Origin of the sequence: Metabacillus endolithicus, assembly GCF_023078335.1 — a bacterium.
Lineage (GTDB): Bacteria > Bacillota > Bacilli > Bacillales > Bacillaceae > Metabacillus > Metabacillus endolithicus.
On sequence record NZ_CP095550.1, the window covers coordinates 3,614,008 to 3,629,296 of the forward strand.

General features: G+C 34.6%; 14 protein-coding genes and 1 pseudogene. All 15 read left to right on the forward strand.

All coding sequences use genetic code 11. The features are described from left to right. The first annotated feature begins 17 nt into the window (after positions 1-17). The 15 genes and pseudogenes from MVE64_RS18600 (at position 18) to MVE64_RS18655 (ending at position 15,242) form a co-directional block, all read left to right on the forward strand. Positions 18-1,340 carry a hemolysin family protein gene (locus tag MVE64_RS18600; RefSeq protein WP_247340182.1) on the forward strand — a complete coding sequence of 441 codons (1,323 nt, stop codon included), beginning with the start codon at positions 18-20 and terminating at the stop codon, positions 1,338-1,340. Positions 1,341-1,467: 127 nt separating this feature from the next. Then, positions 1,468-2,442 (forward strand): Gfo/Idh/MocA family protein, encoded by a 975-nt coding sequence (locus MVE64_RS18605; RefSeq protein WP_247340183.1) that lies wholly within the window; start codon positions 1,468-1,470, stop codon positions 2,440-2,442. 234 nt (positions 2,443-2,676) lie between these two features. Beyond that, positions 2,677-3,291, forward strand: coding sequence for a TetR/AcrR family transcriptional regulator (locus tag MVE64_RS18610; protein WP_247340184.1), 615 nt, complete (start codon positions 2,677-2,679; stop codon positions 3,289-3,291). Between the two features lie 4 nt (positions 3,292-3,295). Continuing rightward, the gene (locus MVE64_RS27465) at positions 3,296-3,424 is read left to right on the forward strand and encodes a hypothetical protein (protein ID WP_281730388.1); all 129 of its coding nucleotides are present in this window, start codon (positions 3,296-3,298) and stop codon (positions 3,422-3,424) included. A 74-nt stretch (positions 3,425-3,498) separates the two neighbouring features. Next, positions 3,499-4,128: a GTP pyrophosphokinase gene (locus MVE64_RS18615; protein WP_247347148.1), complete on the forward strand. Its 630-nt coding sequence runs from the start codon at positions 3,499-3,501 to the stop codon at positions 4,126-4,128. Beyond that, positions 4,125-4,274 (forward strand): DUF5392 family protein, encoded by a 150-nt coding sequence (locus MVE64_RS28180; RefSeq protein ID WP_379052680.1) that lies wholly within the window; start codon positions 4,125-4,127, stop codon positions 4,272-4,274. Before MVE64_RS18615 ends, MVE64_RS28180 begins: the two co-directional genes overlap by 4 nt. A gap of 149 nt (positions 4,275-4,423) precedes the next feature. Next, positions 4,424-5,181, forward strand: a pseudogene (locus MVE64_RS18620) (DeoR/GlpR family DNA-binding transcription regulator). A 708-nt stretch (positions 5,182-5,889) separates the two neighbouring features. Next, a complete protein-coding gene (locus MVE64_RS18625) occupies positions 5,890-6,876 on the forward strand; it encodes an ABC transporter substrate-binding protein (RefSeq protein ID WP_247340185.1) in 987 nt (328 codons plus the stop codon). Positions 6,877-6,955: 79 nt separating this feature from the next. Continuing rightward, positions 6,956-7,399 (forward strand): ATP-binding cassette domain-containing protein, encoded by a 444-nt coding sequence (locus tag MVE64_RS27820; RefSeq protein WP_345740652.1) that lies wholly within the window; start codon positions 6,956-6,958, stop codon positions 7,397-7,399. Next, on the forward strand, positions 7,389-8,510 hold the full coding sequence (locus tag MVE64_RS18630; RefSeq protein WP_345740653.1) for a sugar ABC transporter ATP-binding protein: 1,122 nt from the start codon (positions 7,389-7,391) through the stop codon (positions 8,508-8,510). The genes MVE64_RS27820 and MVE64_RS18630 overlap by 11 nt, the downstream gene beginning before the upstream one ends. A gap of 4 nt (positions 8,511-8,514) precedes the next feature. After that, positions 8,515-9,501: an ABC transporter permease gene (locus MVE64_RS18635; RefSeq protein WP_281730389.1), complete on the forward strand. Its 987-nt coding sequence runs from the start codon at positions 8,515-8,517 to the stop codon at positions 9,499-9,501. A gap of 668 nt (positions 9,502-10,169) precedes the next feature. Continuing rightward, complete coding sequence (locus tag MVE64_RS18640) at positions 10,170-11,147, forward strand: sugar ABC transporter substrate-binding protein (protein WP_247340187.1); 978 nt, start codon at positions 10,170-10,172, stop codon at positions 11,145-11,147. Beyond that, a complete protein-coding gene (locus tag MVE64_RS18645; RefSeq protein WP_247340190.1) occupies positions 11,144-12,610 on the forward strand; it encodes a sensor histidine kinase in 1,467 nt (488 codons plus the stop codon). The genes MVE64_RS18640 and MVE64_RS18645 overlap by 4 nt, the downstream gene beginning before the upstream one ends. Next, positions 12,585-14,126, forward strand: coding sequence for a response regulator (locus MVE64_RS18650; protein ID WP_247340191.1), 1,542 nt, complete (start codon positions 12,585-12,587; stop codon positions 14,124-14,126). The genes MVE64_RS18645 and MVE64_RS18650 overlap by 26 nt, the downstream gene beginning before the upstream one ends. A gap of 63 nt (positions 14,127-14,189) precedes the next feature. Beyond that, on the forward strand, positions 14,190-15,242 hold the full coding sequence (locus tag MVE64_RS18655) for a sugar ABC transporter substrate-binding protein (protein WP_247340192.1): 1,053 nt from the start codon (positions 14,190-14,192) through the stop codon (positions 15,240-15,242). Positions 15,243-15,289: the final 47 nt, after the last annotated feature.

Here is a 15,289-nt window from a genome sequence, read left to right on the forward strand (position 1 = left end):
CTTAATAAGACGATTCATTGATAACCATTAATTTACTTTTAATATTTGTATTAATAGCATTAACAGCATTTTTCGTGGCAACTGAATTTGCCATTGTGAAAGTACGTGTTTCTAAAATTGATCAGTTAATTTCAGAAGGAAATAAAGGTGCAGTAGCTGCTAAAAAAGTTGTAACACATTTAGATGAATATCTATCAGCCTGTCAATTGGGAATTACAATTACAGCATTAGGACTTGGGTGGTTAGGGGAGCCGACTGTGGAGAAGCTATTACATCCTCTTTTTGAACATTTTGCACTGAATGAATCCGTTACACATATTCTATCGTTTGGTATTGCGTTTGCTTTGGTTACGTTCCTTCATGTTGTCGTAGGTGAACTTGCCCCTAAAACAGTTGCGATTCAAAAAGCAGAGGCTGTAACATTACTGTTTGCCCACCCTATTATTTGGTTTTACCGTTTAATGTATCCATTTATCTGGTTCTTAAATGGTTCTGCACGTGTGTTGGTAGGTTTATTTGGGTTGAAACCTGCATCTGAACATGAATTAGCTCATTCAGAAGAGGAACTTCGTATGCTTTTGTCTGAAAGCTATAAGAGTGGAGAAATCAATAAGAACGAGTTAAAGTACGTAAATAATATCTTTGAATTTGATGAAAGAATTGCAAAAGAGATTATGGTACCACGTACTGAGATTGTTTCTATAGATATTGATACAAGTTATGAAGAAATTGTAGAGATTATTAAGAATGAACGATATACAAGATACCCAGTTATAGATGGAGATAAAGACAAAATTGTTGGTTTTCTTAATATAAAGGAACTGTTAACTTCCCATTTTACTGATGGGGGTAATGCTAAAAAGTTCAATATAAACACATTTATTAATCCGGTTATTCAAGTGATTGAAACAATAGCAATACATGATTTATTGTTAAAAATGCAAAAGGATCGAACTCATTTAGCTATATTAATTGATGAGTATGGTGGCACATCTGGATTGGTAACAGTTGAAGACATTCTTGAAGAGATTGTTGGGGAAATTCGAGATGAATTTGATGAAGATGAGGTTCCCGAAATACGAAAAATCAATGATGATCATTATATTCTAGATGGGAAATTATTGATAGATGATGTTAATAATCTTCTAAATACAGATTTTCCTAATGAAGATATTGATACAATTGGTGGTTGGTTTCTTACACAAAACTTCAACGCAACTGTTGGTGTAGAGGTAGAAAATGACGGCTACCTCTTTAAAGTTCATGAAAGTGACGGACACCATATTCAATATTTAGAAGTGACAAAAGTGAAAAATAACGTTATTCCTATACATCAATAGGTCAGGATGTATATATGAAGCATAGTTCTAGTATTTATTAGTAAGAATCACTGAATTAAAATTGTTAATGAAAACGCCAACTGTAGTTTGCGTTTTCTTTTTTAACTGAAAAAGGGGATGGAGTCAAATGGTGAAAGTAGGGATCATTGGGACTGGCTGGTTTAGTGGAGTGCATGCAAAAATTTTAAGCAACATGCAAGGAGTACAAATCAACGCTATTTGTGGAACAAGTCAAGAAAAGGCTGAGAAATTTGCTTCTTCTTATGAAGATGTAAACTCGTATGGAAATATAGTAGAAATGCTAGATAGCGAAAAGCTAGATGCTGTTTATGTGTGTGTTCCACCATTTGCGCACGGTGAAATTGAACTAGAATTACTAACTAGAGAGATTCCTTTTCTAGTAGAAAAGCCTTTAAGTGTAGATTTAGAGGTTCCAACAAGAGTATTATCAAAGCTTAATGAAAAGTCCATTATTACTTCGGTGGGGTACCATTTTCGCTACAAAGATTCTGTCAGCTACTTAAAAAATGAGCTTGAAAACAGTACTACTGGAATGGCAACTGGTGGATGGATGGGGTCCATGCCAACTGTGCCATGGTGGAGAAATCAACAAACTTCAGGAGGACAGTTTATTGAGCAAACAACCCATTTGGTTGATTTACTTCGCTATACAATGGGAGAGGTAGAGGAAGTCTATGCCGCCTATGCAAGTAGAGCACTTTCCTCTCAGTATGAGGGTGTTACTGTATCTGATGTTGGAACCGTCACCATCAAATTTAGCAATGGAGTCATAGCAAATCTTTCTAATACATGTCTATTGCCTGAGGGAGACTCAATGGTTGGTCTTGACTATTACACGAACAAGGGAATTTTACGTTTAGGCTTCAATGGACTAGAGATCTCAAAAAAAGGTGAAACATCGTCCGTAAAAGATATCGTCAATCCTTATGAAAAAGAAAGCGAAGCATTTATACATGCTGTTAGAACCGGTGACACTTCACTGATATTATCAGATTATAGAGATGCTTTTAAAACACATGAAGTGGCTGTGGCTGCTCAAGTTTCAGCTGAAAAGGGGCAACCAGTGAGATTAACTAAATAAAGAATTATCTAAGAAATAAAATGTAAAAGTTGCGCTCATTAATTGATGGGTGCTTTTTTTTACGAATAAACTAGGTTACCCGTAATTTAGAAGGGAATCATAAACCTATTAATGTTCTATATGACATTTATGTGACACCTTGTCATTTTAGATAGACATATGACAAGATGTCACATATTATTGATGTATAGAGAGATGACAGCTTGTCATATACCTGAACAGGAGATCAATATCATGCCAAAACAAACGTTTTATCACTTACCAAAAGAGAAGAAGGATACATTAATATTATCGGCAAAAGAAGAATTCTCACGGGTTCCCCTTCATGAGGCATCAATTGCCAATATAATAAAAAGTGCAGGGATACCAAGGGGAAGCTTTTATCAATACTTTGATGATAAAGAGGATTTGTACTTTTATTTGTTAGATGAATTTACACAAAACACGAATAGAAGAGTAATGACCATTCTAAGGAGAAAACAGGGGAATTTGACAGAAACCTTTATTGATCTTTTTCAACATATTGTTCATAACCAGCATAATCAGGATAATAGAGCTTTTTTTAAGAATGTATTTTTAAATATGAATTTTAAAATTGAAAATACGTTGGCAAGAAGTATGTATGAAGAAAATCAAAAATCTCATTACCAAAGTCTACTAAAATTAGTAAAAACAGATCATTTGAATATTAAATCTGAACAAGAACTAAATGACATGATTGAAATAATGATCTCAGTAACAATTCATAATTTAGTTCGTGTATTTGTACTAAACTTATCTGAAGATGAAGCACTAACCAAATATATCAATCAAATTGAATTACTAAAAAAGGGATTTCAAAAGGAGTAAAACGGTGGGAACTGATCTTGTAAAGAGTAAGATTGATTTTAAAAGCATAGTAAAGAAACTACAAAAACAAGGCATTAATGCTCAATTAATCAGAAGACCTACAAAAAACAATTCAATTAAAATAAAAGGTTAAACATTATCTTAATAAGCCTTAAATAGAGGGGTACTAACAATTTGGATACAATAAGTTTAAGAGATAATAACAAAATGGATACATTAGAACTTGTAAAGTTTATTATGACCTATAAATTTGCTATTAATGAAATCACCACAAAGCTTAATATTTTGAATGAAGAATTTAAGTATGTTCACGACTATAATCCAATAGAGAATATAAGTTCAAGAGTGAAAACACCAGAAAGTATTTTGCAAAAAGTTAAAAAGAAGAATTGTGATCTATCTATTATGTCAATAAAGGAAAATATTAAAGATATCGCAGGTGTTCGAATAACATGTTCTTTTATTTCTGATGTGTATAAAGTGTATGAGATGCTTCAAAAGCAAAAAGATATAGATGTGGTTCAATGTAAGGATTATATTAAGTCCCCAAAACCTAATGGGTACCAAAGTCTTCACCTTATTATTAGAATACCAGTTTTTCTGTCTGATCGAGTAGAAGACACTTATGTTGAGATTCAGATTAGAACAAAAGCAATGGATTTTTGGGCAAGCTTAGAGCATAAGATCTATTACAAATTTGGGAAAGAAATTCCTGAGAATTTAACAAATGAATTAAAAGAAGCAGCTTTATCTGCTATTGAGCTAGACAAGAAAATGGAGAGGCTTCATGAAGAGGTAAAACTCATAAAAAATATTGAAAATGTTAACGAAGTATGAACTATATAGTTGAACGAATAAAGAAAAGTGAGGTTGTATCGGACCGTGTTAAAGAGAAATATATCTCTTTAGTAAAAGAAAGACCGTTACAGACTTTGAACCATTTTGTAAATTTTTTAGAAGTAGAGAATAGAGTGACAAATTGATCGTAGAGTGTTTTAAGGGATTATACATTTATGCATTCTTTTTTTAAAAGAACTTTTAAATGCAATTTTCTAGTGGATTTTATATACTGGAAAAAAGTAATGAAGATTAACATCTTATAATTTGAACTTCTTTTTCAGGAGGAACCATTTTGCTTATAACGGAAAGACATCGCCTAATATTAGATCTTTTAAAAGAAAAAGAGAATGTTAAAATCCAAGAGCTTGTTGAGCTTACTTCTACTTCAGAATCTACCTTAAGACGTGACTTAGATCAATTAGAAAAAATGAACTATTTAAAGCGAGTGCATGGTGGTGCTTCGTTGTTACAGCGTAAAAGAGACGAACCTAGTGTTATAGAAAGAACAACTCAAAATCTAAAAGAAAAAGAAACTATAGCCAATTATGCCGCTGGTCTGATTACAAATGGAGAGTGCATATACCTTGATGCTGGAACAACCACCTATCAAATGATAAAGCATTTACAGGAGAAGGATGTTGTTGTTGTAACTAACGGGACAGACCATTTAAACACATTGTTAGAAGCGGATATTTGTACATATTTTATCGGTGGCTTTGTAAAAAAGGTGACAAAAGCAACAATAGGACGCGATGCCTATGAAAGTATTAAAAATTATCGTTTTGATAAATGTTTTATGGGCGCAAATGCCATTCATCATGAACTAGGCTAACAACACCAGATCCAGAAGAAGCACAAATAAAAGAAAGAGCCATTTCCTTATCAAGAGAAACTTACATTTTAGCAGATCATACTAAATTTGGAGAAGTCTCCTTTTCCAATTTTGCAGACCTTAATCAAGTGAAAATTATTACAAATAAAGTCGATTATGTAGATTTAGAAAAATATAAAAAATTAACAGATATTATTGAAGTTAAAGAAACACAATGAAATTTTCAAAAAATATACTTGGTTGGTTTAAGAAACTCGCTCATGTTTGAGTGGGTTTTTTTGTTGAAAAAATGATGAAAACCTCTCAAATAAATAATGAAAAAATGAACTTTTTTTAAAAAAAGTTTCTTGTGATTTTTATGATTAATGTACTGATATAACGTTTTTGTATAAAGACAGAAATGAAGTTTATTTCGTTTTAAATAATCAATTATTTAAAACGAGATGGAAAAAATATCTATCTAAATCTACTTAATAAGTAACCCTCCTCCTTGTTACTTTGGAAGAAAATTTATTAACAGGAAGTTACAAGAATAGTATAAGAAGTTATCTATACCTACTAAAAAAGTATTTAAAAACCAATAGCTTTTTAAGAAATATTAGATAAATTAAAGATTTTTAATATAATTAATTACAAATTTGGTGTTTATTGACAAATGGTAATCACCATAATATAATCAAAATCAATCAAAAGTAATCATAAGAAATCGTGAAAAACCGCAAAAACTTTCATCTACGAGCATACTCCTTAACATACTTTCAACGTAACATCGCTTATAAAAAATCATAAGACTTATAACTTAATAGAAAAATTATTATAAGGGGGTGATGTAAAAAACACATAAATGTTAGCGTTTCCATTAATGATTATTTTGTAAAGAAGCACTTATTTTAAAGGGAAAATTAAATTGTTTTAGGGGGATCATAATGAAAAATACAAAAAAGTTCATGGTATTTGTTTTGATGTTAGTACTGGCTTTAATGACAGCATGTAGTGGAGCAAGTAAAACAACAAGCGATGGTAGCTTAAACAATGGCGCTAGTGAGAGCGGTAATGAAGACGAAAAATTAACAATTGCTTTATCTGTTGGTACATTAGCAAATCCTTTCTTTGTTGCGATGGGAAAAGGTGCCGAAGAAGCAGGAAAAGAGTTAGGAGCAGAAGTTATTGTTGAAAGTGCAGAGTATGACTTGGCGAAGCAAACATCACAAATTGAAAACTTTATTACCCAGAAGGTGGATGTTATTTTGCTTAATGCTGTTGATACAAAAGGTATTGCTGCAGCAGTTCAGCAGGCAAAAGAAGCGGGAATTCCTGTTATTGCAGTTGATGTAAATGCTGAAGGTGGAGTGGATGCAACAGTTACATCAGATAACTATCAGGCAGGTCAGCTAGCTGGTGAGTATGTAATCGAACAATTAGGTGGAAAAGGCAATATTGTTATTATTGATGGACCACCTGTTTCTGCTGTAGCAGATCGTATTCAGGGATTTGAGGATGCAATAAAAGATTCTGATATTAAAGTCGTTGCAAAACAAAATGGAGAAGGAAATCGTGAAAAAGCGTTAACGGTTATGGAAAGTATCTTACAAGCTAATCCATCTGGCTCCATTCAAGCCGTATTTGCTATTAACGATCCAGAAGCAATCGGGGTGGAAATTGCTCAAGAACAAGCAGGACGTAAGGATGAATTCTTCATTGTAGGTGTAGATGGAGCCCCTGAAGCAACAGATGCAATGGCAAAAGAAAACAGCTCTATTTATGCAACTTCAGCACAATCACCTCGTGAAATGGTGAAAAAAGCAGCAGAAATTGGTATGAAAGTGAAAAATGGAGAAGATGTAGAAGATTTAATCAAAGTTCCAGTTGAGCTAGTAACTCAAGAAACTTTAGGTTCTTACAAAGGCTGGTAAACCTCCAAACTGTATAGACTGATAAGGAGTTTATTCCCCTCATCAGTCTTCTTCAAATCTAGAAGGGATGATATAAGCTATGGTTGTCAAAGAGAATGTAAGGCAGCGAAATAACCTAAAGCAACCTGTCTTAAGTATGAAGGGGATAAGTAAAACCTTCTCAAGAGTCACTGTATTAAAAAATGTGAAAATTGAGTTGTATCCTGGTGAAGTCCATGCACTAATGGGAGAGAATGGTGCTGGAAAATCTACATTCATGAAAATTTTAGCAGGGATTCATCAACCAGATCAAAATGGAGGAGAAATCTATTATAAAGGAAAAACAATCTTGTGGAAGGATCCTATTGATGCAAGAAATAATGGAATAAGTGTGATTCATCAGGAGTTAAATCTTTCTCCAAATCTTACAATCAGTGAAAACATTTTAATGGGGACAAAGTTTCCTAGAAATAGTTTAGGAATGGTAAAGTGGGATGATGTTCATGAAAGAGCCCCAAAGGATTTTAGATTCTATGGGATCTAAACTTAACCCACGTCAATTAGTATCAACTCTTAGTGTTGCTCAGCAGCAGATGGTTGAAATTGCCCGTGCCCTATCCTTTAAGGCCGAAGTTCTTATTATGGATGAGCCTACAGCTTCATTAACAGATAAAGAAATTATAAAACTATTTGAAATCATTCAAGATCTTAAAACCCAAGGTGTTGCCATCGTATATATATCTCATAGAATGGAAGAAATTTTTAAGATTTCAAACAGATTTACAGTATTACGTGATGGTGAATGGATCGCGAGTGGTCCTATCGAAGAAACTGATCCAGATCATCTTGTCAAACTTATGGTTGGACGTGACCTTAAAGATTTATTTAACCGTACAAAAGCATTTGAACCTTCTTATCAAAAAAATGATATACCCGTATTAGAACTCAGAAATATATCTGATAAAAAGTTAGTGAAAAATGTGTCATTTAAGCTTTATCCTGGTGAAATTGTCGGTCTGGCAGGACTTGTAGGTGCAGGGAGAACTGAATTAGTCAGAACTATATTTGGTGCATCACATCTAACAAGTGGTGAAATCTACGTAAATGATCAATTAGTGAAAATCAATTCACCAATTGATGCAATATCCAATGGAATCGCACACGTACCAGAAAGTAGAAAAGAACAAGGCTTATTTTTATCTATGTCTGTCAAAGAGAATATCTTAATGGCTGAACTTCAGAGTCACTCAAAATCTGGAGTCGTTCGATGGAAAGACGTTAATGCTACAGCCGATCGATATATTAAGGAATTAAGTATTAAAATCGCTTCTCCTGAACAGCCTGTTTCCAACCTTAGTGGAGGAAATCAACAAAAAGCAGTAATTGCAAGGTGGCTGTCTATTTCACCAAAAGTATTACTACTTGATGAACCTACTAGAGGAGTTGATATTGGTGCGAAGACAGAGATTCATAAGATTATTTCTAAGTTAGCTGATGAAGGGTTAGCAGTTTTAATGATTTCCTCAGAATTACCAGAGGTGCTAGGAATTAGTGACAGAATTCTTGTAATGAGTGAAGGAAGATTAACTGGTGAACTATCGAGAAAAGAAGCTACACAAGAAGAAATCATGTATTTTGCTACAAAAGGGGAGTAACAAAATGAAGGTAAATATGCAAACTGCTAATCCATCTCAAGACCTACATGTTGGAAATATCATTCATGGATTATGGAATCGTTTAGGAATGATTATGATTTTATTACTATTATGTGTTGTACTTTCTTTTACGGCTCCAAACTTTTTAGAAACTTCAAATCTATTAAATATATTAAAACAAGTTTCTATTATCGCAATTTTAGCTGCTGGGATGACCATTGTTATATTAACAGGGGGCATTGACTTATCGGTAGGATCGACAGTGGCTTTGTCTGGGGTTATATCGGTATTGGTTTCCTCTGCAGGTGTTAACCCCTTTATTGCAATGTTATCGGGAGCAGCAATTGGCTATGTAGTAGGATTAATTAATGGATTTTTTACAGCTAAGACTAAACTGCCCCCTTTCATTGTCACACTTGGAAGTTTCACATATGTACGAGGTCTTGCTTATGTCATAAGTGGTGGATATCCAATTGTTTTGTCAAATGAGACTTTTAAGTTTATTGGTGGGGGCTCTATTCTAGGCATACCTACTCCAATCTATATTATGCTTTTAGTTTATGGTGTGATGTTCTTTGTACTGAAATATACAATGTTTGGTCGTCATATATATGCAATTGGTGGGAATGAAGAGGCAGCTCGTTTAACAGGGATAAAAGTAGAAAGATCTTTAATTAACGTTTATTCCATTAGCGGATTGTTAGCCGGCTTAGGTGGAGTTGTGTTAGCAGGAAGATTATATTCTGGTCAGCCAACCGCAGGACAAATGTATGAGCTTGATGCGATTGCAGCTGTTATTCTTGGGGGAACAAGTTTAGTCGGTGGAAGAGGTAAGATTCAAGGAACGATTATTGGCGTTTTAATTATGGGAGTTATTAGCAATGGACTTACATTAATGGATGTTAATTATTATTGGCAATTAGTTGTAAAAGGTGGAGTAATTGTTGCAGCTGTTTTACTAGATCGCCTACGTGGAGATAGTGATGCCTAATACGATTATAGAGAATAACTAATTTTCCATTATAATAGAATGGTGAGTATGAAAAAAGAGCCAGTTCAGGCTCTTTTTTTGTTGCTTGTTAGGGATTAATAGTAGTTAATCAATAAGCTTAGACTTTCCAATAAAGCTACTAATTAAAACATTTTATGGTGAAGTTTACTTTTATATTATCTTACTATTTTTTATTAGTAACTATAAACATATTTTCTTATTATGTCGATAAGTGTATAGTAGGTTTCTATGAAGATTGCGGGTATTATTCCGAAATTTAACAATAAGTTTTCGGTAATTACGGATGTTTCAGATGGAAGTGGATAACCAATCGGGATGACGGTTTGCAAGCTTTGAACCTTACATTAGACCAAATTTTTAGTGAAGAGGAAATAATATGCCAATTTACTAGTATCTGTGGTAATCTAGAGTTTTAATTAAGTAGCTAAATGGCTGACATGGATACGGTGTTGAACCGGACTCATGCCGGTCATTCTTTGCTTTTAATAGTAACCTTATTACTAAATCAAAAGGAATGGGAGACTATTCTACAAGCAAACGTATTTACCTTATATTACAAGGAGTCATATTTGTAAGAAAGATATTTTCATTCATTCATTGTCTGCTATAATAAGGAATGGTTTACTACTTTAAAGGAGTTAGCTATCATGAGAAAAATCGTTAAGATTGTAAGCGTTATCACTTGTATTTTTCTTTTTTATTATACATTAGATTCTGCTGTGAAAGTATTTAATACGAATTATAAGTTGCCAGAGGTATTAAAGGAGGAGCTTACTGATAAAAGAATTGTTTTAATTACTCAAGAGTTGGAAACTCCATTTTGGGATTCAGTTAGTATAGGTGCGCAGAAACAGGCAGAACAGTCTGGTGCAAGACTTGAGATATGGGGGAGTTTTGGCAACAATCAGGAGGATTTTTTAAAACAAATTGAAATAGCGATTTATTCCCAAGTAGATGGGATTATTGTTCAGGGATTGGATACAGCGGAATTTAAGGAGCTAACAAAAGTTAAAGCGTCTTCATATGGTGTGCCAGTTATTACAGTAGCCAATGATGTTCCGATGGCGGAAAGTCTTCGTAGAACGTATGTAGGTTCCGATCAGTTGTTAGCAGGTAAAATGATTGCCGAACAGTTGCTTGCGGATATGGGAGAATCCGGTGAAGTTGTCTTAATGATCGATAGTAGACAGGAATATTACCAAACACAGCGATTAAAAGGAATTCAAGAATACCTCTCCAACTATCCAGGAATTGAGTTGATTGAAGCAGAGACGGAAGATACGCGAGAGCAGGTAATTGCCACAACGAAGGATTTATTAAATCGGATGCCTGATGTTGATGCATTTATTACATTAAACGCTAAATTTGCAGATGATTTAGTAGAGGAAATTGACAGACGCTCAAATGTGGAAACGTTTTATATCTATTCTTTTGATGATGATCCTAGTTCATTATCTTTATTAGAGCAAGGAAAAATAGATGGAATGATTGAGCAGTCTCCTTTAATGATGGGAGAGCTTAGCGTGAAACTAATGATGGATTGGCTAAATAAAGAGGTATTACCACTGGATTTAGATGGATATCTTACAGATATTCAAATGGTGGAACAGGTAGACGCCCAATGAATAGTATACAGAAGAAAATATGGAGTCTTGTTTTAGTGGCTCTCTTAATAATGTCAGCAACTTGGTTTTCACTAATTCACTATAATCAAAAAATGCTAGACCAATATAACAATATCCTTGAAAGATACTTAGTTTTGAATGAAATAACAATAAAAAGCGAAGATACGGTAACAGCATTAAATAACTATTTACTGATTCCTTCTGAAGATAATTTTAAAGCGGTTTCTCAGAACAAGGAAGACATTCAAACGATGAAAAATGAAGTGGCTAAATTTAAAAATGTGGAGAATGAATTAGCCTTAACAAATTATGTAAACTTAATTGATAGTTTTATAGAGACAGTTGATTTATCACTTTCTTTTCAGACAGAGGCTGAAACAGAGTACTCAATGACAGCATTTAATGAAGCGACTCATATATCTAATTATATCTCAGAAATGGCTCTGACTTTAATAGATTTAGAGCTTCAAACATATGATATGTTCTATCGAGATATGATCAGTCAGTCAGAAGAGCTTAAGCAGCTCGGAATTTGGCTACTACTCTTAATTACGGTTGGTCTCTTACTCTTTACCTATTGGTTTTCCCAACGAATTACAAAACCAGTCGAGAAGCTGACACATGCAGCAAATGAGCTTTCCAAAGGTCGATTTGATTTAAAAGTAGAAGTGAATTCGAGTGATGAAATTGCCTTTTTGGCAAAGATGTTTGATCGAATGCGTGTGAATATTAACAAATTAATATCGGAAATGCATCATCAAGCACAGTTAGAAAATGAATTACAGCAAAGCAGGCTTTTATTAAAGGAAAGTCAACTGCGTAATCTTCAGAGTCAGATTAATCCACATTTTTTGTTTAACACGCTAAATACACTTTCTAAAAAAGCTTATATGGAAGGATCCGAAGAAACTAGTGATTTGCTAGTTAGTGTAGCAGGTTTATTACGTTACAATTTAAAGCATTTAGATAAGCCTATGACACTCAATGATGAAGTACATGTAATGAAACAATACATTGAAATTCAAAAAACTAGATATACAGACAGACTTACCTTTCATACGGAAATTGATGAATCTTGCCTCCATATCCTGATTCCTGGTCTTACCTTGCAGCCACTCGTGGAAAATGCGGTCATATATGCTGTTGAGCCACATGAAGAAGGTGGTATTATTTGGTTTCGAATCAAAGATGAAGGTGATTTAGTAACGATAGAAGTGGAAGACAATGGACCTGGTATGAGTGATGAGAAAATACAAGAAATATATGAAGAAAAGGTTAATACGGCAAATGGTCACTCCTCTGGTATTGGTTTAAGTAATGTGATGAAGCGTCTTCGTCTTTTTAATGGAATGGAAGATGTAATGAAGATAGATAGTAGCCTAGGAAGTGGGACGAAAGTAAGTATAAAGCTTTTGAAAGAAAGGAGATCAGAGATATATGACCAATATACTAATAGTGGATGATGAACAGGTCGAGCGTGATGGGTTAGAAGCTATTCTGAAAAGAAACTTCCCGGATATTGTGATTCAACAAGCGAAAAATGGAAGGCTAGCAATTGAGGTAGCAGCAGATTTTCAACCGGACTTAGTGTTCATGGATATTCAAATGCCTGGTATGAACGGTATTGAAGTAATCGAAAAAATGAAATCCTATCATCCTAGCTTGAAATTTATATTAGTAACTGCATACGCTACTTTTGATTACGCTAAGGAAGCTATGAGGCTGGGTGTTGTCGATTATTTGGTGAAACCTAGCCGAGTTAAGGAGATCGTTGAAACAGTTGAGAAAGTTCTTAACCAAATAAAGACTGAACAACAAAGACTAGAGGCGGTTAAGCAACAGGAAAATACTTTGCAAAAAGCTATGTCCTTATTTGAGACTGATGTCGTAACACAGCTTTTATTTGATCATGTTCATGAAGTTCACTTAGAAGAGTTGCTAGAAATGTTAGACATACAGGCTACAGAGGAAAAGTTTGTTATTAGTCTTATTGTGTCAGACGGTTCTGAAGTCTCTTATTCTATGGTTAGAGAAAAGTTGAGTCAGACTGGCAGTGGTTGGGTAGGTGCTTTGTATGGCCGACAACTACCGATTATTGTCTTTCGAAAGCAAGATCAAACGTTTCGTACTCAAGCAACAATATTGGCTAAAGAAATTTTGTCCTTAAACACATCTGATAAGGATGCGGGTTGGTTTGTTGGAATTGGGACTGTATACAACTCTTTAAGTGAAATTACACAATCATATCAAGAGTCACTAATCGCGACAAGAGACACATCCATTCCACGAGGATTCCAATTTTATGAGGATCTCCCTTCACTTGTCTCAGGATTCGATGAGGAAACAACAAAACAAAGTGAACAGCAATATTTTGACCATATCCGAAGTGGAGAATGGGACGAGATTTTTCAACAAATTGTGATTATAATTGATCGCCTAGAACAAGAAGGGGCAATGCTAAATCAAACGCAGCAAAGAGTTATGGAGTTGTTTTGGATAGCCTCCCGCGTATTAAGTGAGATGGGGGTAGAATCAGATGTACCGTTGTACTCCTTCAAATCGACCGATTATCGACAGTTACGAGCCGAAACACGGCATCTGTTAGATAGGATGAGAGAATTATATGAGAATCACCTTACTAGTATGGAAGCTGATACCATTCAAAAAATAAAACAATTTATCATTGACCATGCACACGAGGATATATCTTTAGAAGCTGTTGGTAGAGAAGTAGGTCTGAGTCCTATATACATTAGTAAAATATTTAAAGAACAGCTTGGAATTAACTATATTAACTTTTTAACAGAGTGTCGCATTGAAAAAGCAAAGAGGCTAATGAGAGATCCATTAAAAAGCTTAAAAGAAATAACATTTGAAGTTGGTTACCATGATCCGAACTATTTTAGTAAGGTATTTAAAAAAATCTGCCATTCCTCTCCAAAGGAGTACCGTAAAAACTTGTTATCAAAAGTAGAATAATACAATTGTATAGGAGCGATTAAAATCAGACAGTTAATTTCTTTAACGAACTTAGGATTGTTGATGCTCGTATTATTCTTAATTCTTCTTGGGTGTGAAGAACAGCAGAATCAAAACAACGATTCAAAAGCACCATCAAAGACGGGCAGCTATACCTTAAATGATGAACAGTTAGTGGAAAATCCAATTAAAATTGGATTTGCTATGGATACATTAACGGAGGAACGGTGGGTGAAGGACAGAGATCTTTTTAAAGAATCGGTGGAAGCATTAGGGGCAGAGGTGGAGGTTATGGCTTCACATGGAGATGATGCCTTGCAAATTTGGCAAGCGGAAACCATGATAAGCCAGGGTATTGATTTATTGGTCATTGTTCCACATAACGCTGAATCAACCGCAGCTATTGTAGAAAAAGCACACTCTGCTGGAATTAAGGTAGTATCGTATGATCGCCTTGTGAAGAATGCTGAAGTTGAGATGTATGTTTCCTATGATAATGAGCAGGTTGGTGTCCTTCAGGCGCAGGCGATAACAGAACTTGTTCCTAAAGGAAAGTATGTCTATATAGGTGGAGCAGAAACCGATAATAATGCGCATATGGCTAAAAAAGGGGTATTTGAAGTACTTCAGCCACTTATTGATAAAGGAGATATTACGGTTGTATTTGATCAGTGGACAAAAGACTGGGTACCAACATATGCAAAGGAAAATATGAGAATTGCCCTAGATGCTAATCATAACGATATTGATGCAGTAATTGCAGCCAATGATGCAACGGCTGGTGCTGTAATTGAAGTGCTTGAAGAGCGTGGACTTGCTGGGAAAATACCAGTTGCTGGTCAAGATGCTGATCTAGCTGCTGTTCAGCGTATCGTTGAAGGGAAACAGACGATGACAATCTATAAGCCAATTAAAGAGCTAACAAAGATTGCTGGAGAGCTTGCCTTCAAGCTAGCGAAGGGAGAGGGGATTGAGGATCTCGGTGAAGTCGTGAAAGTAAACAACGGGAAAATGGAAGTACCATCAATCCTTCTTTCGCCTACCGTTGTTACTCAAACAAATATAGAGGAAACGATTATTGCCGATGGTTTCCACTTGAAGGAGATGTTTATTTAAATAGAGATAAGTAAGAGTAGGAGCTTGGAGTATTTTCCAAGCTCTAT

Coding starts and splice junctions, on each gene's coding strand:
- MVE64_RS18605 (WP_247340183.1), top strand. CDS start 1,468: ATGGTGAAAGTAGGGATCATTGGGACTGGCTGGTTTAGTGGAGTGCAT.
- MVE64_RS18610 (WP_247340184.1), top strand. CDS start 2,677: ATGCCAAAACAAACGTTTTATCACTTACCAAAAGAGAAGAAGGATACA.
- MVE64_RS18615 (WP_247347148.1), top strand. CDS start 3,499: ATGGATACATTAGAACTTGTAAAGTTTATTATGACCTATAAATTTGCT.
- MVE64_RS28180 (WP_379052680.1), top strand. CDS start 4,125: ATGAACTATATAGTTGAACGAATAAAGAAAAGTGAGGTTGTATCGGAC.
- MVE64_RS18625 (WP_247340185.1), top strand. CDS start 5,890: ATGAAAAATACAAAAAAGTTCATGGTATTTGTTTTGATGTTAGTACTG.
- MVE64_RS27820 (WP_345740652.1), top strand. CDS start 6,956: ATGGTTGTCAAAGAGAATGTAAGGCAGCGAAATAACCTAAAGCAACCT.
- MVE64_RS18630 (WP_345740653.1), top strand. CDS start 7,389: ATGGGATCTAAACTTAACCCACGTCAATTAGTATCAACTCTTAGTGTT.
- MVE64_RS18635 (WP_281730389.1), top strand. CDS start 8,515: ATGAAGGTAAATATGCAAACTGCTAATCCATCTCAAGACCTACATGTT.
- MVE64_RS18640 (WP_247340187.1), top strand. CDS start 10,170: ATGAGAAAAATCGTTAAGATTGTAAGCGTTATCACTTGTATTTTTCTT.
- MVE64_RS18645 (WP_247340190.1), top strand. CDS start 11,144: ATGAATAGTATACAGAAGAAAATATGGAGTCTTGTTTTAGTGGCTCTC.
- MVE64_RS18650 (WP_247340191.1), top strand. CDS start 12,585: ATGACCAATATACTAATAGTGGATGATGAACAGGTCGAGCGTGATGGG.
- MVE64_RS18655 (WP_247340192.1), top strand. CDS start 14,190: ATGCTCGTATTATTCTTAATTCTTCTTGGGTGTGAAGAACAGCAGAAT.